Consider the following 23,580-nt stretch of genomic DNA (forward strand, 5'->3'; position numbering starts at 1 on the left):
CTACCACGATTCATGATGTTTATTTGCATGGAATCAGTCGGTTATCAGGATCACGGACGAACAGCCGTCGGCGGTCTCCAGGTTTATCTGATCGGTCAGCGCTATCGTCTCGCCGGTCAGTACGTTACGCCAGCGACGCTGAGCCAGCGCCGGCGGCAGTGCGATATGCGTGTCGTGCCAGCGAGCGCTGGCCGGCAGCGACGCGCTTTCATACAGCGCCGTGAACATCAGGCGCGGAGCGATGACGATGAGCGCGTCGCCGCCGTGGGTACGGGCATAGGCAATCACATTACTGTCGAACTCGCCTTCGGCGTGCAGCGGCAGATAGTCGCCGTGGCGGAACAGCGCCGGGTTCTGCTGGCGCAGGCGCAGCACGCGGGCGATAAGATGCTGTTTCAGCCGTCCGCTGAGCCAGTCCTGCGACGTGGCAGCGAGATTCGCCTGCGGAGCCAGCATGCTGTCGAGCGCGATAAAATCCGGCTCGCGGCGGTTATCCGGGTCGACCAGGCTGAAGTTGAGCGCTTCGCTACCCTGGTAGATGTCCGGCACGCCCGGCGCGGTCAGCTTGAGCGCCGTCTGGGTGAGGCTGTTGACCAGGCCCGCGCGGATAAACGGTTGCAGCGCGTCGTGGAAATCGTGCAGGAAATCGTGATTGTCGGGCGACAGCATATGGCTGGCGTAATCCAGCACCGCTTTTTCATAGGCGTCGTTGGTGTCTGCCCAGTCGGTGCGCAGTTTCGCTTCGCGCAGCGCTTTTTCCACGAACCCCAGGAAGCGCGTTTCCAGCGCTTTCAGCCCGGCTTCATCATCCGGCTTCAGCGTCGCGGGCCAGACGCCCGCCAGCGCCTGATAGAGCATCCAGGTATCGACGCCCTTCGGCGCAGTGCCGTCGTTCAGGAACACCACTTTGGTCTGGTTGAGCTGACGCCAGCGGGCGACGCATTCTGCATAAAACAGCGGCGCTTCGGTCAGCGCATAGAGCCGCGCGCGGGCGTCTTCGCCACGTTTGGTGTCATGGGTTGACGTGCTGGTAAGCGCGTCCGGCTGATGTTGCAGGCGCAGTTTCATCTCTTTATGAAAGCGATCCGCCGAGTAGGTGCGCGGCAGCGGCTCGGCGCCCACTTCGTTCAGCGCGAGCTGCATGTTCTGGCGGAAAAACAGCGTGTCTTCCACCGATTTTGCCATCAGCGGGCCAGTCAGCTGCTGAAAACGGGTGCGGAAGGTGGCGGCATCATCCTGCGAGGCCGACGAAAGCGTGCCCGCGAGCACATCGGCGAGGAACCCGAGCGCGGCCGGATCCGGCGCGTGATCGCTTGCCTGCACTTTCGCCACGATTTTCTGCAGCAGCGCGCTGTCGGCAGGCGTCAGTCCCTGCGCGGTGCCGTAGGTGCGATAAACCGGGAAAGCCACCAGCAACTCGCGCAGCGCGCCGCGCAGCAGCGGCTCCTCCAGCGTGACGCCTTCGGCCTGCGCGATGCCCGTGGCGAGCCGCAGCAGCGTGGTGAATTCGCCTTCAAAATTACGGTCAGCCATCAGCAGCTTGGCGTCGCGCAACTCGGCGCGCATATCCACTTCCTGGCCAACCACGTCGTGATACGCCTTGCTGAGATCGTCGAGCTTCGCGTCATCCACCAGCACATCCGAAAGCGCGGCGATAAACTCATAGCCGGTCGTGCCGGAAATCGGCCAGTCCTGCGGGATCTGCTCGCCTTTGCCGAGGATTTTCTCGACGGTGATATAGCAATCCGGCCCGGCTTTTTCGCGCAGCCGCTCCAGATACGCTTTCGGATCGGCGAGCCCGTCCACGTGATCCACCCGCAGCCCGTCCACCGCGCCGGAATGCACCAGGTCGAGGATCAGCCGGTGGCTGTCATCAAACACGGCGTCATCTTCGACGCGCACGCCCGCAAGGCCGGTGATTTCAAAAAAGCGGCGATACGAGAGCGAGCGCGGCGCGTCGCGCCAGGAAATCAACTGGTACGGCTGGCGGTCATGCAGCGCAGCGATGGCCTGTTTATCGGTAACGGCCAGCACCTGCGCCTCGCGCCCCTGCCAGGTTTCCGGGTTAAGCGGGTAATAACTGTCGTAATACGCCAGCGCCGGTTTGCCGGTGCCCGGGTCCGGCTTAACGGTTATCTCGCCGTTTTCCAGTACCGTTTCGAACGTGTCGCCGAGGAACGGCAGCGTCAGGCGGCGCGTCCAGTCGATATCGAAATGGCGCGCGTAGCGGCTGTTTGCGCCGTGTTCAATGACATCGCGCCACCACGGGTTTTCCAGCGACGCCGCCATGTGGTTCGGCACAATATCGAGAATCAGCCCCAGCCCGGCGTCTTTGAGGGCTTTCACCATACGGTCAAAGCCCTCGCGCCCGCCAATCGTGGGTTCAATCTCATTAGCGTCGGTCACGTCATAGCCATGGGTCGAGCCAGTGGTCGCGGTAAACACCGGCGAGGCGTAAAGATGGCTGATGCCGAGCCGTTTCAGATAAGGCACCAGACCAGCCGCGCGGTCGAAGGTCATGCCGTTGCGAAACTGAATACGGTAGGTGGAGGCTGGAATGCTCATGACGCGTCTCCTTTTGCCAGGCGAACGTGAATGCCGTCTGGCGGCACATCGGCGCTGGCCTGCGGCCACGCGAACAGAGTTTCACCCGGCAGTTCAGGCAGCGCATGCGCGCGCGCGCTAATATTTAGCGCGAGCGACAGCGTGCCTTTCGGGAATGTCCAGCTTACTGCCACAAAACCCGGCGCGGTTTCCACCACCCGGCCGCTATGGCCGCCCGCGGTCGCGAGCAGCGGGACGAGATGTTCACGGCGCAGCGTCAGTAGTTCGCGGGTGAGGCTCAGCCACACCCTCCCCTCTTCGCTTTCAGGCTTCTGCCAGTCGAGCTTCGACATCTCGAAGGTCTGTTGCGAATTCGGGTCCGGTACGCCCTCGCCTTCATAGTCGCCGTGGCCTTCAAATTCACGCGCACGCCCTTCCCGCACGGCTTTGGCAAGATCACCGTGGAAGTCGGTAAAGAACAGGAACGGGTTGGTTTCGCCGTACTCCTCGCCCATAAAAAGCAGCGGGATATGCGGCGAAAGCAAGAGCGTCGCCAGCAATGCCTTTGTGCGATTGCCGCCTGCAAGCTCGATCAGCCGCTCGCCCCAGGCGCGGTTACCAACCTGATCGTGATTCTGGATAAAATCGACGAAGGCGACGGGCGGCTGACAGGTGCTGTCCACCCCGCGCGGCTTGCCGCTCTGGGGCGACACTTCGCCCTGATAGGCGAAGCCTTCCGCCAGCACGCGAGCGACGCGTTTTTCCGGCGCGTCGGCAAAATCCTGGTAATACGCCTGCGTTTCGCCAGTAGCAAACACATGTACCGCATTATGAAAATCGTCGTTCCACTCGCCGGTGAACAGCGGTGCGCTGCCGTCCGGGTTACGCGGATGCAGGAAGATAACGTTGCGGCTGTCCTCCGTGGTGAGATGTGCCGGTCGGTCGGTGATTTCCGCGCGGATGCGCTCGGCAATCTCAATCAGCGCATGTTTTGGCGACGTGTCTTCAATCTGATCGATTGCGTCAAAGCGCAGCCCGTCGAGGCGGTACTCTTTCAGCCAGTAGAGCGGCGCTTCCACGATATAGCGGCGCGCGGCGTCGATATCATAGGCGATGCCGTTGCCCCACGGTGTCATCCGTTCTTTGTGGAAGAAATCCGGGGCCAGCAGCGGCAGATAGTTGCCCTCCGGGCCAAAATGGTTGAGCACAATATCCAGCACGACAGAAAGCCCATGCCCGTGGGCGGCATCGATAAATGCTTTGAAATCATCCGGCGTGCCGTAGGCGGAGTGCGGTGCGTAAAGCAACACGCCGTCGTATCCCCAGCCGCGATTGCCGCCAAACTGCGACACCGGCAGCACTTCCAGCATCGTAACGCCAAGCTGCGCCAGGTACGGCAGCTTGTCGATAGCCGCGCGGAAGGTGCCTTCCGGTGTGAAAGTGCCAATGTGCATCTCATACACGACGGTCTCTTCCCACGGGCGGCCCTGCCAGTCCGTGTTCTTCCAGTCATAGGCGGTGGGATCAACGACCAGCGACGGGCCGTTGACGTCCGCCTTCTGGGCGCGCGATGCCGGATCCGGCACCGTCATCCCGTCGGCCAGTACAAAGCTGTATTCTGTTCCGGGCGTAACGCCTGGCATTTCCAGTTCAAACCAGCCATCGGCTGTCGGCGTCATTGCAGTCTCCTGGCCCGCAAGCCGGAGCGTCACGCTCTGCTGCCCGGTCGCCCAGAGACGAAAGCGAACGGCGCCGTTCGCCAGATATTCGCTACCCCAACTTTTCAGGAATGTTGATTCCATTCTGTTACCTCGTCTAATCCAGAAGTGAGCAGTGGCGCGATCGCGCAATTTCCGCTCCTGCGGCGCGCCTCAGGAGCGTTAACGTGTAAGCATGATCCGGGTGCCGCAGCGGGTCGGTCGCGTGCAGGCCGCCACGGTGAATGGCGGTTTCCTGCCTGGGGATGTCACGATGGTCTGAGTGTCCCGGCCCTGGCGGCATACGTGAACAATCATAGACCATTACCGGAGAAGTGCCGGGAAGGCTGGGTGAGGCGCGAAGGGAAAGAAGAGACGATGCCGCGGGCAGCGCGGCACAGAATGAAAGGTCAGGCGTTCGCCAGACGCGCGCACTGCTGGCGCATGCCCTCAAAAATCTGCTCCGCCAGCGCTAAGGGGAAGCCAGCCGGAAGCGCAGCGGCCACGCGGTCGATAACATCGGGTGTCGCGGCGATAAGCGCGTCTACCATCGCGGTGACCTGCGCGTGCGACAGCCCCGCAAGCTCGCCCTGGCGCAGCCAGTGGCGTCGGCGGATCTGGCTCAGATGGTAATAATTGCTGCTGCCCCGCACCGCCATCGCGAGCTTACATTTCTGCCATGCAATCTGGTTATTCCCCGGCCCAATCACCGGCCAGGCGGACAACACATCATAAAGCGGCGTCAGGTGATAACGATTGCCGGGCAGATGCGCGATGCTGAAGTTCTTGGCGTGGCCGTCTGTTGCGGCGAGGATCCAGAAAACGATCTGCGCGCGGAAGAAAGTGGCACGATCGGCCCGCGCCTGCTCTGAACGACTCAGGATAGTCATGATATCGCCGATACCCGGCCCGCCATCAGACTGGTATTTTCGCAGCGGCGACACGCCGAGCGCCTGGCACATATCCTCCTGCGGCAAGCGCAGCCACCACTGTTTATCACGCGATAACCGGCGGTCGAAGCGCTCGACGATCAACACTTTTTGCTCTTCAAACTGCGCCATCTGCGTACGTGCGACGGGAATGTCATACGCGGCCAGTAACTGCGAACAGAGCCATTCGTTTTCAATCGACGTGCGCATATCCGCCTGCATATTGCCCACCAGTCCCAGCGGAAGTTTGAAGATATGCGTTGTGGGCGTGTTGCCCTCCGGCAGACACCACTGACCGTTGTGCCACAGCAGCGCGGTTTTCTCCTGTGCGCCTGCGATAGAGAGCCGCAGCGTCTCCTCTTCACCCTGCTGGCCGGGAAACGCCTGGGCGGTATGGCGCAGCATCGCGGCAATATCCACTGTGGAGAGCGGGCGAGCGCGAATGGCAAACAGGCTTTCCGGCTGTTCATCAGCGCGCAGCAGCTGGATGGCGCCAACGCAGTCGCGTCCCAGTTCCGCCAGCAAATCGAACGGGTCGAGGCTGTGCGCCTGGTAACGCATCGCCAGGCGGCGACGGATGCCTTCGCTGTCCGGCAACAGGTTATCGAAGTAATCCCGCACCCGCGTGCCGCGATACGGCTGGTTGCCCGGGGTGAACGGCAGCGACAAAGACAGCGGTCGGCCCTGCGCGTCCTCAGTCCATTCCGGCAGGTATTCCAGCCGATCGTCCCCGAGGTGTTTATCCCAGTAGCCGACCGGGATCCCGTTCATCCAGATAGCTAAACGCGGCGTGCGGCGCATCGTCACCACGCCTCACGACGGGCGGGCGAGGTGTCACTTGCAGCGATATCAGAGGAGGGATCCTTCTGCATTTCGCTAAGCGTCATCTCAATACCGAGCACGTTAAATACGCGGAACAAACGTTCAATGCTTGCCGAGGCAGGGTTGGCCTCAAGCCGGGCATACGTTTGCTGCGTAACCCCAAGTCGTTCGGACACTTCGCGTTGCGTCAGTCCCTGGTTTTTGCGAAAGCCCACCAGCAGCGGGCGCAGCTGGCTGAGCGTTTTCAGTGGATAGACGGTAGTCATGTTATTACCCGCATCTTCAGTTACAAACGATAAGCTGTATTCCCTATTTTACACCTTCCAGGCTGTAACTGGCAAATACAGCGTAAAAGGTGTTAAAAGAGTCGCTCTGCGTTGAAGGAAACCTATTCCGCGTGGCTTTTACCGCGCGCCCAGTACGCCATAAAACAGGCGCGGGACGGATCAAGCTGACGCTCGCGCGTCAGGTAATGTCGCAGGCGTTTCACGGCACCAGACTCAGCCGCGACCCAGGCGCGAAATGCCCCTGCCCCACCGGCGCGTTGCCAGATAAGCGCGTCGTCAGTGGTTTCTGGCTGGGTAATATCCACTGCGGAGAGTGCAGAGGCCGGCAGCGTGGCAGCCGTTTTCACGGCCTCCAGCAGCCGCTCGCCGTGTAAGGCGCGGTCTTCACGCGCAAGCCAGTGGATATCGGCAAACGGGTAGCGCAGAGGCTGAACATCCTGCGCCAGCGGCACTTCCAGAAAGGCCTGTACGCGGGGCGGAGAAGGCTTACGGGCGAGCTGTTCAAGGATGCCGAGCGCGGCGGGCAGCGCCGTTTCATCGGCTATCAGCAAGGCCTGGCGGAGCGCATCATCGGCCATCCATTCGTAACCGCCGCTGTCGCCCGGGAACTCGCCATCCGGTGCAACGATTTGCAGCGCATCGCCAGGTTTCGCGTGGCTGGCCCAGCGCGAAGCGGGGCCGGTATCACCATGCAGAACAAACTCCACATCCAGTTCGCATTCGGCTGCGCGCAGCGCGCGCAAGGTGTAGGTGCGCATCAGTGGCCGCTGCTCACGGGGCAGCGCCAGATAATCCTGATACCAGCTGTCGCTCACCGGTAACTGCGCCGTGTCGCCATCCGGGCGCGCAAACAGCAGTTTGATCCGCTGATCGGGCGCTTCATGCTTCATATGCGCAATTTCCGGGCCGGTAAACACGCAGCGCAACAGTGAGGGCGTCACGGCAACGCGGCGGCGCAGCGTCACATTAAAAATACGGTAACTGGCGGTCATAAGCGGGGCTCCTGCGGCGCGGCGGTACGCCATACGCCGATGCTGAAGAGTAAAAACAGCGCAGCAATAATAAAGGCAGCGACAATAAGGGCATGTTCGCCAAACCAGAGCGAAATGACGGGCACCAGCAGCGCGCTGGCACCGTAGCCAAGCGTGTGGCTGGTCGCGATAACGCCTGCGCCTTTGCCGGTGGTGAGCCTGTCATTCAGTAGCACCTGATAGCCCGGCGTGGCCATCGCGGCGCCAAACGAGGTCACCGCAATCCCCGCATAAAAGGATATTAACCCCGGCAGGATCATCAAAAGCAGGCCGGCGGTCATCAGCCCCGCCGCACTTAACAACAGCGCGCGCGGCGCAAGGCGCTGTGGCCTTACCACCAGAAATTGCGCCAGCAGCGTGCTTGCCGCCGCCAGACTTAACAGCAGCGCGACGTGATGACTGACTGTTGCGAGATCGCCCTGAAACAACGGGCGCAGATGCGGCGACAGACCGAGCTGCATCAGGCTGATACAGGCAGCCAGCAGCAGCGCCAGTGCCAGATACGGCAGCATATTAAGGCGCAGCCGCGCCGACTGGTGCGCGACCGGCGCAAGCGGCGGATCGTTATGCTGGCGCGCCACCAGCAGCAGCGCGATAAACGGTGCGAGCGCCATCAGCCAGAGCGGCATTTGCGGATGAAGACTGAGCGCGGCGGCCGCAAGCGGTGGACCGATAAGACGCCCGCAGCTCAGGCCGGAACTGACAGAGGCCAGCGCCATGAGCCGGTTTTCCATACCGGCGCGCTGCATCGCCCAGGTCTGGGCGGCGGGCACCATGCCGGAAACCGTCATGCCATAAAGCGCGCGTGAGACGATAAGCCCCGTAAGCCCCCATGAAACGCCAACGATACCGCGCGCCATTCCCCAGACGACCAGCGCCATGACGCCGAAACTTGCGAGATAACCGCCGAGCGCGGCCACCACCACAAATTTACAGCCCCGGATTTCTGTTTGCCGTCCCCACCAGGGGGAGCCTGGTAAAAACAGCATTGAACCGAACATCAACAAACCGGCCCAGACAGAGAGCGATAACCCCGTCATCTGCACCAGCTGGGGCAGCACCACCAGCAAACCATTTTGCCCGATCCCGAGCAGTCCCGCGCACAGCGCCAGCGGCCAGAGTGACTTACCTGTGCGGCGGGCGGGTACGGCATGAGAAGAAGCATCCATAAGCGGGTAAATGTAATGTCAACAAATGTGAGATATTTATGAAATTATTGAAAACAAATATTGCAAAAATAGTTGCCAGTGTAAATAGAATCCCTATCATAACGATAATCATTATCAACAAAGGATGTGTTTGTTATGGTTTCTCTGCCCCGCCCCGCCGCTACCGACGTTGCGGCTCAGTGTTTTCTCAACGCTCTGCTGCGTGAAACCCGGGACTGGCAACATCTTCCCGGCCCATCGCCGCAGGCACCGGCGCAGATCCACGTCCCCCTTTCTGACACGCAGGCCATTCGCATTCCGCTGCGTTATTTCTCTCCCACGCAACACCATCAGTACAGGTTCCCGGCGCTGCGGATCATGAACGATGAAGACCGCGGCGAACCGATTGATTTTGCAACACTTGTTGATCTCATTCTGACCAAACCCTCCGTGAAAGGCGAGCTTGCCGACGATGTCCTGGTGCGCTTTGCACGCCGCGTGCAGGAGAGCCATCGTCACACCTGGCAGGCGATTGAACTGCGCCATGACTGGAATACGCTGCGCGCGCAGCCGCTTAATTTTGCACAGGCCGAACAGGCGCTGCTGGTCGGACATGCGTTTCACCCGGCCCCGAAATCACATGAGCCTTTTAACGAAACCGAAGCACGCCGCTATCTGCCGGATTTCGCGCCCCGGTTTCCGCTGCGTTGGTTTGCGGTAGATAAATCGCACGTAGCTGGGGAAAGTCTGGGGCTTAATTTGCGCACGCGTTTGCTGCGTTTTGCGGCTCAGAGTGTGCCAGGGTTGCTCTCGCACTTTACTGACACGCGCTGGCTGGTGCCGATGCATCCGTGGCAGGCAGCCTATCTGCTGGCGCAGCCGTGGTGTCAGGCGCTGGTGGAAAAGGGCGAGCTCATCGATCTGGGCGAGGCGGGCGCGCCATGGCTGCCGACCAGTTCATCACGCTCGCTCTACAGCGAAACCAATAATGACATGATCAAATTCTCCCTCAGCGTGCGGCTCACGAACTCTGTACGCACGCTGTCGGTCAAGGAAGTTAAACGCGGTATGCGTCTGGCACGCATGGCACAGACCAGCCGCTGGCAGGCGCTGCAGGCACGTTACCCGACCATGCGCGTGATGCAGGAAGATGGCTGGGTAGGGCTGCGCGACGTGGCCGGAGAAATTCAGGAAGAGAGCCTGATGGCGCTGCGCGTTAATCTGTTGTTCGCCACGCCGCAGACGCAGACTAACGTGCTGGTGAGCCTGACGCAGGCCGCTCCGGACGGCGGCGACAGCCTGCTCGCCTCAGCGGTACGTCGTCTTGGCGAACGCCTGGCGCTTCCGCCGCCGCAGGCCGCACGCTGCTGGGTGAAAGCGTATTGCGATCGCGTTCTGCTGCCGCTCTTTAGCGCCGAAGCCGACTACGGCCTGGTGCTGCTTGCGCATCAGCAAAATATTCTGGTGGAGATGCAGCAGGATCTGCCGGTGGGCCTGATTTACCGTGACTGCCAGGGCAGCGGGTTTACCGACGGCGCGCTGCTGTGGCTTGCAGAAGCCGGCGAGCCACAGGCGGAAAACCGCTTCAGCGAAGCCCAGCTCCTGCGCTACTTCCCGTATTACCTGCTGGTGAATTCAACGCTTGCCGTCACCGCCGCGCTCGGCGCCGCCGGGTTCGACAGCGAAGAAAACCTGATGGCCATCGTGCGCGAAGCCCTCGTCGGGCTGCGCGCCACGGCGCGTGATACCCGCTGTCTCGATTACGTGCTGGAGAGCCGCCACTGGAACTGCAAAGGTAACTTCTTCTGCTATCTGCACGACCACAACGAAAACACCATTGCCGATCCGGCGGTCATTTACTTCGACTTCGATAATCCGTTTACAGGGAGCGCGCATGATGCCTGAAGCCAGCATTATTCATGACGGGTATGGTTTTCGCTGCGCGCAGCTCAACCTCACCCTGCCGCTGGCGCTCGGCCTGGATGGCAGCGGCGTGCTGAATTATCCGGGTGCTTTGCCGCAAGGCTGGCTGGTTAGCGCACTCGATCAGTTGTTTATCGCCGCGCCGGCGCTGACTGGCATTACGCTGCCATGGGCGCAGTGGCGCGATGAGCCGCAGGCGCAGGCGCTGTTTGAACGCGTGCAGTGCGACTATCTTGCCCGTGACACGTTCTGGCAACTGCCGCTGTGGCTGCGCGGCGAGCGTACGCCTGCCCGCGGCGTTATGCAGTATGACGAGACGCGACAGCTCGCGTTTCCGGTGCGTGCGCCACGTCCTCACGGTGAGGTTTATCGCCGCTATGATCCCCAAATCAAACGTACGCTCAGTTTCCGGGTAGCAGACGTGGCGCAGGATGCGGAGCACTTCACCCGCTGGATGAACGCGCCGCGCGTCAACGCCTTCTGGGAAATGGCTGGCCCGCAGGCGGAACAGGAAGCCTATTTGCGTAAACAGCTCGATTCCTCGTACTGCTACCCGCTTATTGGCTGCTTTGATGATGCGCCGTTCGGCTATTTCGAAATCTACTGGGCGGCGGAAGACCGCATCGGCCGTCACTACCGCTGGCAACCCTTCGACCGCGGCCTGCATATGCTGGTGGGCGAAGAGCAGTGGCGGGGCGCGCCTTATATCCGCAGCTGGCTGCGCGGCCTGAGCCACTATCTGTGGCTGGATGAACCGCGGACGCAGCGCCTCGTCGCCGAACCGCGCTTTGACAATCAACGCCTGTTCCGTCATCTGCCGGTAGCGGGCTTCGGGACAGTAAAGGAGTTTGATTTCCCGCATAAACGCTCGCGTCTGGTGATGAGCCAGCGCGACCACTTTTTCCGCGAGGTGGGGTTATGACGCTGCAATGGTGGGAGCGCGTCAATCGCGAGATGGTGGCGAAAATACTCGCCGAACTGGAGTATGAACGCACGCTTGCGGCAAACGAAACTGGCGCAGGCCGCTGGACTCTCATGCTTGGCGAGGACACCTGGACATTCAGTGCGACGCGCGGCATCTGGGGCTGGCTGCATATCGACCCGGCGACGCTTGAAAACCAGCACAGCGGCGCGGTGGAAGCGGAAAGCGCCCTGCGTCAACTGGCAGCGGTGCTGAAGATGACGGATGCGCAAACGGCAGAACATCTTGAAGATCTCTACGCCACGCTGCGCGGCGATCTGCAATTGCTGGAAGCGCGTGAGGATTTAAGCGCCGACGCACTTATCGATATGGACCCGGATGAGTTGCAGTGCCTGATGTCCGGCCATCCGAAGTTTATTTTCAATAAAGGCCGCCGCGGCTGGGGCCTCACTGCGCTGAAAGCTTACGCGCCGGAATATCGTGGCCGTTTTCAGCTGCACTGGGTCGCCGTGCGTCGCGACCTGATGGTCTGGAGCAGTGACGCGGACTGCGATATTAACAATCTGCTGGCAAGCGCCATGGACGAGACGGAACGTCTGCGCTTCACCCGCTACTGGCAGGCGCTGCATCTTGATGAAAACTGGCTTCCGGTGCCGCTGCATCCGTGGCAGTGGCAGCAGAAGATAGCGCTGCATTTTCTGCCGCAGCTGGCACGCGGCGACATTCTCGATCTCGGCGAATTCGGCGATGCGTATATTGCGCAGCAGTCGCTGCGAACGCTCACCAACGTGAGCCGCCGCTCGCCGTTTGATATCAAACTGCCGCTGACGATTTATAACACGTCCTGTTATCGCGGCATTCCGGGGAAATACATCGCCGCCGGGCCGCTGGCCTCCCGCTGGTTGCAGCAACAGTTTGCGCGCGATGAAACCCTGATTGCCTCTGGCGCGCAGATCCTCGGCGAGCCAGCCGCGGGTTATGTCTCGCACACCGGTTACGCGGCGCTGAAAACCGCGCCCTACCGCTACCAGGAGATGTTTGGCGTCATCTGGCGTGAAAATCCGTCCTGCTGGTTGCAGCAAGGTGAACAGGCTGTGCTGATGGCAGCACTGATGGAAACCGATAACGCGGGTCGCCCGCTCATTGATGCCTGGATCTCACGCTCAGGCTTAAGCGCCGAGGCCTGGCTGACGCAAATGTTCAGCGCTGTCGTCATCCCGTTCTATCACCTGCTGTGCCGTTACGGCGTAGCGCTTATCGCCCATGGCCAGAACGTCACGCTGGTCATGAAAGACCATGTGCCGCAGCGCATTTTACTGAAGGATTTCCAGGGCGACATGCGTCTCGTAGACGAGGCATTCCCGGAGATGGAGAGCCTGCCGGAGCCGGTGAAAGCGGTGACCGCGCGTCTTGGCGCCGACTACATTATTCATGATTTACAGACGGGGCATTTTGTAACGGTGCTGCGTTTCGTCTCGCGCCTGACGGTACAGTGCGGCGTCAGTGAAACCCGGTTCTATCAGCTGCTGGCGGATGTACTGCAAAACTATATGGCCGCGCATCCGGCGATGGCGGCGCGATTCGCGCAATTTGATTTGTTTAAACCGCAAATCATCCGCGTGGTGCTAAACCCCGTCAAACTGACGTTCTCTGAGCATGACGGCGGCAGCCGCATGTTGCCCCACTATCTCACCGATCTTGATAACCCGCTGTATCTGGTCACCAGAGGGACCGCATCATGAAAACGTATGATTTCATCGGCATTGGCATCGGCCCGTTTAATCTCAGCATCGCCGCGCTCGCCGAAGGGCTTGACGGCTTCAGCTCGCTGTTCCTTGAACGAAAACCGCACTTCTCCTGGCATCCGGGCATGATGGTGCCGGACTGCCATATGCAGACCAGTTTCCTGAAAGATCTGGTCAGCGCCGTGGAGCCGACCAATCGCTACAGCTTCCTGAATTATCTGGTGCAGCGGAAAAAATTCTACCGCTTCCTGACGACTGAGCAGCGCACCGTATCCCGCGAAGAGTTCGCCGATTACCTGTGCTGGGCGGCGGACAACCTGAGCAACCTGGCGTTCAGTCAGCACGTGCAGCAGGTGCGATTCGACGAGACCAGCGGCCTGTTTGAAATTGAGACCCCGCGCGATCGCTTCCAGGCGCGTCATGTCTGCATGGGCATCGGTAAGCAAGTCAACCTGCCCGACTGCGTGCCTGCGCAAAACGACAATTGCTTCCACGCCAGCGAAATGATGCTCCGCACGCCGACGCTTGCCGGCAAGCGCGTCGCTGTCGTGGGCGGTGGTCAGAGCGGGGCCGATCTGTTCCTGAATATTTTCCGCGGGGAGTGGGGCCAGCCTGCTGCGCTGAACTGGGTTTCGCGCCGTAACAACTACAACGCACTCGATGAAGCCGCGTTCGCGAACGAGTATTTCACGCCGGAATATCTGGAAAGCTTCGCGCAGCTTGATGAACAAACACGCTGTGCACTACTCGCCGAGCAGAAGATGACCTCTGACGGCGTCACGGCCGAATCGCTGCTCGCGATTTACCGCGCGATGTATCACCGCTTTGAAGTCCTGCGTGAAAAACCGTGGGCACACCTGCTGCCCTCGCGCTCGGTGACTCGCGTGGCCACTCAGCCGCAGGGCCAGCGTCTGACGTTACGTCATCACCTCGATAACGGTGAAGAAACTCTGGAGACCGATGTGGTGATTTTCGCCACCGGCTACCGCCCTGCCCAGCCGGCGTTTCTCGCGCCGCTGGCGCAGCGCCTGACGCTGGACGAGCACGAAGGCTTCAGGGTCAATACCGATTTCACGCTGGAGTGGAATGGCCCAGCCACGAACCATCTTTTTGCCGTCAATGCCGGGATGCGAAGCCTTGGTATTGCGGAACCTCAGCTCAGCCTGATGGCCTGGCGGGCGGCGCGTATTCTTAATGTCGCGCACCCGGATGAGCCGTTTGACCTGGGCACCACACCCGGCGTGATCCACTGGCGTTCCCGGTCAGACAAGGAACCGCGTCAGGTTTATCAACCCGTAAAAAGCACTGACTACTAACACACTCTCAGGAATACCATAACAATGAAGCGTCCTTATCTTTGGGTATTGAATCCTTGTTTGCTTGCCATGCTTTCCGCCTCTGCCTGGGGGGCGCCGCAGAAAGAAGAGACGCTGGTGGTTGCCGCCAGCCGTACCGGACACAGTGCTGCGGATATGGCACAGACCACATGGGTTATCGAACAGGCTGAGATTGAACAGCAGGTTCAGGGCGGTAAAGAGTTAAAAGAAGTCCTGGCGCAGCTCATTCCTGGCATGGACGTCAGCAGCCAGGGCCGTACCAATTACGGCATGAATATGCGCGGCCGCTCCATGATGGTGATGGTCGACGGTGTGAGAATGAACTCCTCACGCAGCGACAGCCGCCAGCTGGACTCCATCGATCCGTTTAACATTGAGCGCATCGAAGTGATTTCCGGCGCGACGTCGCTTTACGGCGGCGGCAGTACTGGCGGCTTGATCAATATCGTGACCAAAAAAGGGCAGCCAGAAACGCAGTTAGAATTCCAGACCGGTGCCAAAAGTGGCTTCAACAGTCATAACGATCATGATGAAAATGTGGCGGCCGCTGTCAGCGGCGGTAACGATAATGCGTCTGGTCGTCTCTCGGTTGCGTATCAGCGCTATGGCGGCTGGTATGACGGTAACGGCGATGAAGCCATTATTGATAATACCCAGACCGGTCTGCAGTACTCGGATCGACTGGACGTTATGGGCACCGGCACGCTGAATATTGATGACCACCAGCAGTTGCAACTCACGACGCAATACTACAAGAGTCAGGCCGATGGTAAGCACGGCCTGTTTCTGGGCGAGAATTTCTCGGCTGTTACAGGCAACGGCACTGCTCGTAACAAAGGCAATCTCGATTCCGATCGCCTGCCGGGCACCGAACGTCACCTGATTAACCTTCAGTACTCCAATACTGATGCATGGGGACAGGACCTGGTCGCACAAATTTATTACCGTGATGAAAGCCTCACCTACTATCCGTTCCCGACGCTTAACGGTGATAAAACGCGGGTGACCAGTATTGGCGCCTCGCAGCAGAAAACGGATTTTTGGGGCGGCAAACTGACCGTAAACAGCAAACCGCTCGATGCACTATCACTCACGTATGGCGTTGATGCCGAGCATGAAACCTTTAATGCCAACCAGCAGTTTTTTGATCTGAACAAAGCGGCTGCCAGCGGCGGCATGAAGCTGGACAATGCTTATAACGTAGGGCGCTATCCGGATTACAGCATTACCAACCTGGCGCCGTTCCTGCAGGCAAGTTATGACATTGAGGCGATCACCTTAAGCGGCGGGGTACGTTATCAGTACACCGAAAATAAGGTGGATGACTTTGTGGGTTACACCCAGCAGCAAGGCATTGCTACCGGCAAAGCCACCTCCGCTGATGCGGTGCCGGGCGGTAAAACGGATTATAACAATCTGCTGTTTAACGCAGGTATCCTTGGTCACCTCAGTGAACGCCAGCAGCTCTGGTTTAACTTTTCTCAGGGCTTTGAACTGCCGGATCTCGCCAAATATTACGGTTCCGGCACCTATCGTCTGGAGAATGGGCATTACCGCCTGCTCAAGAGCGTTAACGTCAATGATTCGCGGCTGGATGGCATTAAAGTCGACAGCTATGAACTGGGCTGGCGCTACACAGGCGATAATCTGCGTACGCAACTTGCCGCGTACTATTCTGTCTCTGACAAAACCATCAACATCAATAAAACCGATATGACCATCACCCTGGACGATGACAAGCGTCGTATCTATGGGGTGGAAGGCCAGGCGGATTACTTCTTCAGCGACAGCGACTGGAGCACCGGCGCGAACTTTAACGCCATCAAATCTGAAACCCGTGTCGATGGCGACTGGAAAAAGCTGACGGTTGACAGCGCCAGTCCGTCAAAAGTCAGTGCCTGGGTCAACTGGGCACCGGACAACTGGACGCTGCGCCTGCAAAGCACTCAGACCTTCGATGTTTCTGACGATGCGGGTAAAAAAATCGACGGCTACAACACCGTGGACTTTATGGGCAGCTATGCGCTCCCTGTCGGCAAAATCGCCTTCAGTATTGAAAACCTGCTGGATGAAGATTACACCACGATCTGGGGTCAGCGTGCGCCGGGGTTGTACAGCCCGACCTATGGCTCACCGGATCTCTATACCTACAAAGGGCGCGGCCGTACGTTCGGTGTGAATTACTCCGTTCTGTTCTGACAGCCGCAACATGCGAAAAAGGCCGCCGCGAGCGGCCTTTTTTTGTTCTTTCCCGGAAGGTCTCTCGCAGAACCACTGTAATGCGTTACAGCTCTCCGTAGTGGATATCATTTTTCCTGCCGTATTACACTGTCAGCGTCTCTTTTACTCACCGCCAGTTCCCACCCAGCCAGACACAGAACATCTGAAACGCCGCGCCGGGCAGGCGCGCGACCCAGTGCCGTTCGCTGCAACGAAGGGGGATGGGCGGTAAAAAACGCTTTGCCGAATTAATCACTGAAAAGAGCGCAACGCGTGTGGCACGTTTAATACCAGCACCAGCGAAACGCCAGGAGCGCCGCAGTTGCATTAACGCAATCCCGGCGGGTTAGCGTTTTGGATGCGGGACAGGCACGGTCGATAAGCGTAAATGTGGCGATTTCAGCGTGAAATCCTCATTAAAAAACAAATAAAATCAGTTAATTACGTAAAAACATGCCATGGCGAACGCCGTGAAATTTCATCGGGAAGCTCAGAGGAAAAAGGACTAAACAACCACTATGAAGAGTAAATATTAGAGGAGAAGAACAGACCAGCCGGGAGAGTGGCTGGCGATTTCACCGTGAAATCTCTGCTGAAAAAGACGCTATTTCAGCGGGTTCCCGGTGAAATCACCACGGCGAGGGGCAGTCCGCTCAGGAGAGATGCTTCTTCAGCACATTTTCAATCGCACGATCGAGCTCATCCTGAACCTCGCGCGACAGCCGGTTAAATTCATAGCTGAAGAGACGCCCTTTGGTGCGCTTGCGCGCAAAGCGGTCTTTGTCCGGGAAGCGCCAGAGCGAGGCAATCACGGCTTTGTCCTTCGGGCCTGGGGAGGTCAGCAGCTCGCCTTCGCGTGCAATAATGCGCACAATACGATTTTTTACTTCGTCTTCCGCCAGATCCGGTTCGCTCAGTACGATGTCGACTTCCCCGGAGATCGTGTCAATGAGCGTCTGCAGCGCTATCTCATTTTTGAGTAACGACTCCTCGACGGCGCAGAGCGTTTTGTAGTCGCTGAAGGTGAGTTCGGACTGTACCGGGAAGAAGGCCAGCAGCGTGGCCGAGACCGACGCAGCCTGTAACGCGCGGGTTACTTTCGCCTGCGACAGCCCTTCCTGCTCCGCGATCTCTTTCTGATTCAGTCCGGCTTCTTTCAGCGCCATCAGACGCAGCCCTACCTCGCGGATATTGTGCTCTTTGGCAGTCTGGATATCTTTGGCAAGCTTTCGCGCCTCTTCCGCGCTCAGCGCGGCTTCCGTTACCAGCACGGTCAGCCCGGTGTGGCAGATAAGCGCCGCGGCACGACGACGGGAGCCGTCGAGGATCTCGATGCGGTCACCCGCTTTCACGCCAATGGCGGGGAAGAACTGCTGGAATTTCAGGGTACGGGTGATATCGCGCAGCGATTCCGGCGTCAGCGCCGACTGGTCGCGTCCGTTGGTTTCCTGCCGTACAAACGTTTTATCGCCAACGTCGGCAGGGGCGACCGTTTCCAGACGGAATGTGGCCTTGCGACCGGAATTAAGAACAAACACCGAGGTGAAGGTTTCGGCGTCCGTGCTTTCCTTAAACGGCGAATGGGTGAGTGTACGGCCAATGGTGACTCTTTTTGTGCTCATAGTGTTCTCAGCTCATACGAATGAATTCAATGCGATCGAAAACCGCTTTGGCAAAGTCTTCAGCGGCGGCGCGGGCATTCTTCAGCGCTTCGCTGCTGCCGATGTAGGTGGCGGGGTTAGCAGAGATCACCGTATCAAAGGATTCTCCGCAGCGCTCAAACCCGTCCAGGCGGGGCAGGGCGACATCCAGCATATCGCCGCCGAAAATCTCCTTGGCGAGGCTGTGACAGAGCTTATGGTCTGCCTTGTTAAGGAGCTTCGACATAAAACCGATATTTTTCTGCAGCCTGACCTGGCAGCCGGACGCTTCAATCAGGGCAATCAGTTCCGGCAGGCGGGTGAGGTATTTCAGCGTCGAGTGGAAATCCACCTGTGCTGGCGGGACCGGCGTGAACAGCACATCCGACGCCGCAATGGCGTTCATCAGAAAAGCGTCAAGATGCGGGCCGCTGTCGACGAAAATAAAATCGTAATCGGTGGCGATTTTGTCGATGATGTTTTTACGCAGCACGGCGTAGATACTGGCGCCCGGCAGGTGTTCGGCACACAGTTCTTCCCAGCGGGAGGCGATAAAAGCATCTTCGATAGAGGCGGGCATCACATCCACGCCCGGCACGATAGATGGCACGATAAACTCTTCCAGCAGCTCCTCGCGCGTCACATTCTGCAGCATGGCCTGCGCGCTGGTGGTGTCCACGGTGCCTACCGCACGGGTATGGTTAAGGAACATCGTTGCCGATGACTGGGGATCGAGATCGATAACCAGAATACGCAGATCTTCAAACAGCAGGTGAGGGTGAACGCGCAGCGCATGTGCCAGAGAGACGGTAGAGACCGTTTTGGACACACCGCCTTTCAGATTACCGACAAAAATTGTGAACGCTTCATCATGGCGGTCCCGGTATTTGGGCACGCCGCGATGATGATAGAGATCGATAATGTTCTGAACGGACATCGCATACTTGGTGGAAGAGCCCGCGGCGCGTTTATCAAACACGTAACCGTTCGCTTCCATTTCACTGACCGCGTAATCGACGCTGGCGCGCGTCAGGCGCGGGAGTTTGGCCAGCGCGGCTTTGGCATAGACCTGATAAAAGGTATTTTCCTGAAGCTCATCTTTCTGATGCTGGATCTGCTCTGTCAGGCCCAGAAGCATTCTTTCTGAACGTTCGGCAACTTTCGTCAACTGCTGCTCACTATCCATCATAAAACTCACTGTATGCAGGATTTATTGATTTAAACGAAAATACAGCATAAAAGCCAGGCGGTAAACATAAATGTTGTGCTTCTGTGCGTCAGTGCAAATCACTGACATTGTGGATGATTCATGAAAGATCGCAGCGCTCACCGCAAAAACGGACGGCGTCGCCGTTCGTTTGAGGAAGCGCAAAAGCGCGGAGGCAGGGACGGGAGAGAGATGCTCAGGGGCATCCGGGTTGTCAGGTTATCCACAGGGCAGATCAAAGCAGTCGATCCCAGAAAGATCCCCTATGAGATCCTTAAAGATCCCATTCCCGATTTTCTTATTCAGATCATGGTGTTGCAGAACTTTTTAACCACTATAGTGAGTAGAATATCCACTGGAGTGAGCCGATCATCCACTGTAGCGAGCCCGGTAACGGCTGAAGAGAGTGGTCTGCATCCACTGTAGTGAGTAGCGCCGCAGCGTTATCCGCTCGCTGCATTTCGCTGTAACGCACTGTTATAAAAGTTTTTTTATTTTCATCGCCTGTTTCTGTTCTGACACATTCACACCGTTATTCACAGCCGGCGCTGCAGAATCCTGCGTTTAAGCGACTTTCACTGTACCAGATCGCGGGCGGTACGTACGTTTTCGGATATCCACTGTAGCGAGTAACCCCCCTGATCGCGCGTGCGGATCCTGCATAACATCCACTGGGGAGAGTGAATAACCACTGTAGAGAGTAAACATCCACTGTGGAGAGCAATCGGCGCGTATAAGCGTGTGACATATCCACTATGGTGAGTGATACTCTCACTGGCGAAGTTAATATCCACTATGGTGAGTAAGCACCGGACATTAAGGACAGGAGACCCGCACGTGGCTGATGACGAGAGCATTAATATCAATGACGCCTTCAGTGAGCTGGACCGTAAAACTGGCGAACTCGTGACGCTGGTACCGAACCGCAATAACACGGTGCAGCCGGTCGCGCTGATGCGCCTTGGCCTGTTCGTCCCGACGCTGAAATCCACGGCCCGTGGTCGTAAGGGCCAGATGTCCTCTATGGATGTCACTGAAGAGCTTAAACAGCTCTCGCTGGTGAAGTCCGAAGGCTATGAGAATATTAAAATCACCGGCGCGCGCCTGGATATGGACAATGATTTTAAGACCTGGGTTGGGATCATCCATGCCTTCGCCAAATACAATGTCCTCGGTGACAGTGTGACGCTGCCGTTTGTGGAATTTGTGAAGCTGTGTGGTATCCCTTCTGCGCGTTCGTCCGCGAAGCTTCGCAAGCGTCTTGACGCTTCTCTCACCCGCATCGCCACCAATACCATCTCCTTCAGTAACAAAGAAGGGGAGTACTACGTCACGCACCTGGTGCAGTCCGCCAAGTACAGCGCCAAAAAGGATGAGGTGACGTTACAGGCCGACCCGAAAATCTTCGAGCTTTATCAGTTCGACAAAAAGGTACTGCTGCAGCTTCGCGCCATTAACGAGCTGTCGCGTAAGGAGTCTGCCCAGGCGCTCTATACCTTTATTGAAAGTCTGCCGCCTAACCCGGCACCCGTCTCGCTGGCACGTCTGCGAGCACGACTGAATCTCACCTCGCGCACCATCACGCAAAACTCTACGGTGCGTAAGGCGATGGAGCAGCTCAAAGAGATAGGCTATCTCGACTACACCGAAATCAAACGCGGGCGGGTGGTGTACTTTCATATCCACTACAGAAGGCCGAAACTGCGCCCGCAAAGTTTGCCTGGCGCGCTGCCTGCGGGTGAAGAGTTGCCGGCAGATAATGCCGCCGCGGTGGAAGAGCAGGGCGAAATGGTGATGTTGACCAAAGAAGAGCTGGCGCTGCTGGAGAAAATACGCAAGGGGCAGATCTGAATCATCCACTGTAGTGAGCAGGCTGACAGGCACGTTCGCCGCCTTACTCACTACAGTGGTTATTACTCCCTGTAGTGGATGTTACTCACTCCAGTGGTTAATGTTAAGCACTGACTCATCACAGTGGATAGATCCTTTACAGGTATTAAGCCGATCTTTCCTCATAGCGCAATCGCGCTGGCGATTTCAGCGTGAAATCCTTTTGCTTAGTGCTGGTAATACAGTCAGTTAACCGTGAAACAGGCTGGCGAGACGGCATTAACTTTCCGCGTAACTACGTCCAATAGCCTGCGCATTTCGCCCTGCGGGGTAATGAATGTTGCCCGGTAAAAAACGGCATTCCCTTCAGCGCTGGAAAGCGCATTAAATGTCCATTTCGCTATTAATCGGTTTATTAACCCTAACTTGCCCTATTTTATCCCGGTCCGTATTCGCAATTTGCACAGGGGATTGAGATTCTCTTTCCCTTAATAAAACTCCCGCACGCCGACGCAAAAATATATCTTTGTGAAGAAATGTAATTAACTATTACTATAGGAAAAACCTTAAAACCATCTGCGGAATAACGCTGTTTATTGCGCTATCTCCTTAATTTTACAGGTCAACCGGATGACTGCTCGCGTATATTATGGACTACTGCTGACGCTGATTTTCCCTTCTGCTTTTGCGGCACCCCTTTCGCCTGCCGATCGTGATGCTGTCCGCCAGCAGCAGGAGCAGCTGTTATTACAGGGCCAGCAGCAGCGCGATGAACTGCAGCGCAGCACGCCGCTGCCCCGCGCCGACGCGCCGGTGGTGCCCGCGCCCTCATCCGGCCCCTGTTTTACCATTCACACCATTCATTATTCCGGCGCGACGCTTCTGGATGCGCGCGAGCAGGCCAGGTTATCCCGCACGTGGCAGGATCGGTGTCTCGATATGCCGCGCATCACGCAGCTCGTTAACAGCGTATCGGACTGGTATCTCAGCCGCGGTTATATCACCAGCCGCGCTTTTCTGACCGAGCAGGATCTTTCCCGGGGCGAGCTGCGGATCGTGGTGCTGGAAGGGCGGCTGCGCCAGATCCGTCTGGAAGGCGAAACCCCGCGCCAGCTGAAGATGGCGTTTCCGGGGCTGGAAGGCAAAATTCTCAACCTGCGCGATATTGAGCAGGGCATGGAGCAAATCAACCGCCTGCGCGCCACGCCGGTACAGATAGATATTCTGCCGGACAGCACGCCCGGCTGGTCAGTCGTCAACCTGACCGCGACGCCCGAATTCCCGCTGCGCGCCACCGTCAGTTTCGATAACAGCGGCCAGAAGAGCACCGGCACCGGACAACTCAACGGCTCTGTCACGGCCAGTAATGTGCTTGGCCTTGCCGATCAGTGGTTTGTCAGCGGCGGGCGCAGCAGCGATTTCGCCACCGCCTACGATGCCCGTAGCCTGCAGGCGGGCGTCAGCATTCCCTGGGGGTACAGCCTTCTCGATTACAGCTACAGCTGGAGCGACTACCGCTCAACGATTATCAATCAGGGCTTCACCTGGATCTCGACCGGCGACAGCGAAACGCACCGCCTCAATCTGTCCCGCGTCGTGTTCCGCAACGGAGATATCAAAACCGCGCTCACAGCGGGCGTGACCCGGCGTGAAAGCCGCAACTGGCTTAATGATGCGCCGCTCGTCAGCAGTAGCCGCAAACTCTCCAGTCTGACGCTCGGCGTCAATCATACCCAGAAAACCGGCGGCGGCGTCGCGACCTTCAACCCGGCATTCAGCCGCGGCATGCCGTGGTTTGACAGCGAAACGGATGAAGGCAAAACCGGCGACGACCCCAAAGCGCAGTTTCGTAAATGGAGTCTTAGCCTCAGCTGGCAGCGTCCGTTCGGTCAGGATCTCTGGTGGCTGTCGAGCGCCTATGGTCAGTGGTCGCCCGATCGTCTCTACGGTGCTGAACGCCTGACGCTCGGCGGCGAAAGTTCCGTGCGCGGCTTTAAAGAACAATACCTCTCCGGCGACAACGGCGGCTACTGGCGTAATGAGCTCAACTACACGCTCGTAACGCTGCCGGTGCTGGGCCAGGTCAGCGCCACCGCCGCGCTCGATGGCGGCTGGCTCGCGAAGGACAAGCTCGACCGTTATGCCAGCGGCACGCTGTGGGGCGCCGCCGCCGGGCTTGGCAGCGCGGGGCGCTGGTTTTCAAGCCAGCTGACCGTCGGCACGCCGTTACAGTACCCGGACTGGCTGGGGCCGGACCATTTCACCGTTAACTATCGCATCGCATTCACGCTTTAAGAG

General features: G+C 58.4%; 15 protein-coding genes. 7 read left to right on the forward strand and 8 right to left on the reverse strand.

Going from position 1 to position 23,580, the window contains the following annotated elements; translation table 11 throughout:
* Positions 1–33: 33 nt before the first annotated feature.
* The 6 genes from treY to AFK67_RS20970 form a co-directional block, all read right to left on the reverse strand.
* Positions 34–2,565 (reverse strand): malto-oligosyltrehalose synthase, encoded by a 2,532-nt coding sequence (gene treY / locus AFK67_RS20945; RefSeq protein ID WP_038885052.1) that lies wholly within the window; start codon positions 2,563–2,565, stop codon positions 34–36.
* The gene (gene treZ / locus AFK67_RS20950; RefSeq protein ID WP_007733217.1) at positions 2,562–4,346 is read right to left on the reverse strand and encodes a malto-oligosyltrehalose trehalohydrolase; all 1,785 of its coding nucleotides are present in this window, start codon (positions 4,344–4,346) and stop codon (positions 2,562–2,564) included. The genes treY and treZ overlap by 4 nt, the downstream gene beginning before the upstream one ends.
* Positions 4,347–4,651: 305 nt before the next feature.
* Entirely contained in the window at positions 4,652–5,971 is a 1,320-nt protein-coding gene (locus tag AFK67_RS20955; protein ID WP_007733218.1) for a type II toxin-antitoxin system HipA family toxin, read from the reverse strand.
* A 2-nt stretch (positions 5,972–5,973) separates the two neighbouring features.
* Positions 5,974–6,258: a helix-turn-helix domain-containing protein gene (locus AFK67_RS20960; protein WP_007669594.1), complete on the reverse strand. Its 285-nt coding sequence runs from the start codon at positions 6,256–6,258 to the stop codon at positions 5,974–5,976.
* A 122-nt stretch (positions 6,259–6,380) separates the two neighbouring features.
* Positions 6,381–7,271, reverse strand: a complete 891-nt coding sequence (locus tag AFK67_RS20965) for a siderophore-interacting protein (protein ID WP_007733221.1) — start codon at positions 7,269–7,271, stop codon at positions 6,381–6,383.
* Positions 7,268–8,479, reverse strand: coding sequence for an MFS transporter (locus AFK67_RS20970; protein ID WP_007669601.1), 1,212 nt, complete (start codon positions 8,477–8,479; stop codon positions 7,268–7,270). Before AFK67_RS20970 ends, AFK67_RS20965 begins: the two co-directional genes overlap by 4 nt.
* Before the next feature lie 135 nt (positions 8,480–8,614).
* Between AFK67_RS20970 and AFK67_RS20975 the strand changes: the two genes are divergently transcribed.
* Genes AFK67_RS20975 through AFK67_RS20995 form a run of 5 tightly spaced genes read left to right on the forward strand, consistent with a single transcriptional unit; the run spans position 8,615 to position 16,584 of the window.
* Positions 8,615–10,363: an IucA/IucC family protein gene (locus AFK67_RS20975; protein ID WP_007669604.1), complete on the forward strand. Its 1,749-nt coding sequence runs from the start codon at positions 8,615–8,617 to the stop codon at positions 10,361–10,363.
* Positions 10,356–11,303 carry a GNAT family N-acetyltransferase gene (locus AFK67_RS20980; RefSeq protein WP_007669608.1) on the forward strand — a complete coding sequence of 316 codons (948 nt, stop codon included), beginning with the start codon at positions 10,356–10,358 and terminating at the stop codon, positions 11,301–11,303. The genes AFK67_RS20975 and AFK67_RS20980 overlap by 8 nt, the downstream gene beginning before the upstream one ends.
* Positions 11,300–13,045 (forward strand): IucA/IucC family protein, encoded by a 1,746-nt coding sequence (gene iucC, locus AFK67_RS20985; RefSeq protein ID WP_007733225.1) that lies wholly within the window; start codon positions 11,300–11,302, stop codon positions 13,043–13,045. Before AFK67_RS20980 ends, iucC begins: the two co-directional genes overlap by 4 nt.
* Positions 13,042–14,364 carry a lysine N(6)-hydroxylase/L-ornithine N(5)-oxygenase family protein gene (locus tag AFK67_RS20990; RefSeq protein ID WP_007733227.1) on the forward strand — a complete coding sequence of 441 codons (1,323 nt, stop codon included), beginning with the start codon at positions 13,042–13,044 and terminating at the stop codon, positions 14,362–14,364. The genes iucC and AFK67_RS20990 overlap by 4 nt, the downstream gene beginning before the upstream one ends.
* A 24-nt stretch (positions 14,365–14,388) precedes the next feature.
* Positions 14,389–16,584: a TonB-dependent siderophore receptor gene (locus AFK67_RS20995; RefSeq protein ID WP_007733229.1), complete on the forward strand. Its 2,196-nt coding sequence runs from the start codon at positions 14,389–14,391 to the stop codon at positions 16,582–16,584.
* Between the two features lie 674 nt (positions 16,585–17,258).
* On the opposite strand, the gene AFK67_RS21000 is transcribed toward AFK67_RS20995, so the two are convergent.
* Both AFK67_RS21000 and AFK67_RS21005 read right to left on the reverse strand, forming a co-directional pair.
* Complete coding sequence (locus AFK67_RS21000) at positions 17,259–18,227, reverse strand: ParB family protein (protein ID WP_007733234.1); 969 nt, start codon at positions 18,225–18,227, stop codon at positions 17,259–17,261.
* Positions 18,228–18,234: 7 nt separating this feature from the next.
* Entirely contained in the window at positions 18,235–19,434 is a 1,200-nt protein-coding gene (locus tag AFK67_RS21005) for an AAA family ATPase (protein ID WP_007733236.1), read from the reverse strand.
* 813 nt (positions 19,435–20,247) lie between these two features.
* Here AFK67_RS21005 and AFK67_RS21015 point away from each other — a divergent pair.
* Positions 20,248–21,303: a RepB family plasmid replication initiator protein gene (locus tag AFK67_RS21015; RefSeq protein ID WP_050555390.1), complete on the forward strand. Its 1,056-nt coding sequence runs from the start codon at positions 20,248–20,250 to the stop codon at positions 21,301–21,303.
* A 609-nt stretch (positions 21,304–21,912) separates the two neighbouring features.
* Complete coding sequence (locus AFK67_RS21020; RefSeq protein ID WP_007733240.1) at positions 21,913–23,577, forward strand: ShlB/FhaC/HecB family hemolysin secretion/activation protein; 1,665 nt, start codon at positions 21,913–21,915, stop codon at positions 23,575–23,577.
* The last annotated feature ends 3 nt before the right edge of the window (positions 23,578–23,580 follow it).

Origin of the sequence: Cronobacter dublinensis subsp. dublinensis LMG 23823, from assembly GCF_001277235.1 — a bacterium.
GTDB classification, from domain to species: Bacteria; Pseudomonadota; Gammaproteobacteria; order Enterobacterales; family Enterobacteriaceae; genus Cronobacter; species Cronobacter dublinensis.

Coding starts and splice junctions, on each gene's coding strand:
- AFK67_RS21015 (WP_050555390.1), top strand. CDS start 20,248: ATGGTGAGTAAGCACCGGACATTAAGGACAGGAGACCCGCACGTGGCT.
- AFK67_RS21005 (WP_007733236.1), bottom strand. CDS start 19,434: ATGATGGATAGTGAGCAGCAGTTGACGAAAGTTGCCGAACGTTCAGAA.
- AFK67_RS20990 (WP_007733227.1), top strand. CDS start 13,042: ATGAAAACGTATGATTTCATCGGCATTGGCATCGGCCCGTTTAATCTC.
- AFK67_RS20965 (WP_007733221.1), bottom strand. CDS start 7,271: ATGACCGCCAGTTACCGTATTTTTAATGTGACGCTGCGCCGCCGCGTT.
- AFK67_RS20970 (WP_007669601.1), bottom strand. CDS start 8,479: ATGGATGCTTCTTCTCATGCCGTACCCGCCCGCCGCACAGGTAAGTCA.
- AFK67_RS20980 (WP_007669608.1), top strand. CDS start 10,356: ATGCCTGAAGCCAGCATTATTCATGACGGGTATGGTTTTCGCTGCGCG.
- AFK67_RS20975 (WP_007669604.1), top strand. CDS start 8,615: ATGGTTTCTCTGCCCCGCCCCGCCGCTACCGACGTTGCGGCTCAGTGT.
- AFK67_RS21000 (WP_007733234.1), bottom strand. CDS start 18,227: ATGAGCACAAAAAGAGTCACCATTGGCCGTACACTCACCCATTCGCCG.
- AFK67_RS20955 (WP_007733218.1), bottom strand. CDS start 5,971: ATGCGCCGCACGCCGCGTTTAGCTATCTGGATGAACGGGATCCCGGTC.
- iucC (WP_007733225.1), top strand. CDS start 11,300: ATGACGCTGCAATGGTGGGAGCGCGTCAATCGCGAGATGGTGGCGAAA.
- AFK67_RS20960 (WP_007669594.1), bottom strand. CDS start 6,258: ATGACTACCGTCTATCCACTGAAAACGCTCAGCCAGCTGCGCCCGCTG.
- AFK67_RS20995 (WP_007733229.1), top strand. CDS start 14,389: ATGAAGCGTCCTTATCTTTGGGTATTGAATCCTTGTTTGCTTGCCATG.
- treZ (WP_007733217.1), bottom strand. CDS start 4,346: ATGGAATCAACATTCCTGAAAAGTTGGGGTAGCGAATATCTGGCGAAC.
- AFK67_RS21020 (WP_007733240.1), top strand. CDS start 21,913: ATGACTGCTCGCGTATATTATGGACTACTGCTGACGCTGATTTTCCCT.
- treY (WP_038885052.1), bottom strand. CDS start 2,565: ATGAGCATTCCAGCCTCCACCTACCGTATTCAGTTTCGCAACGGCATG.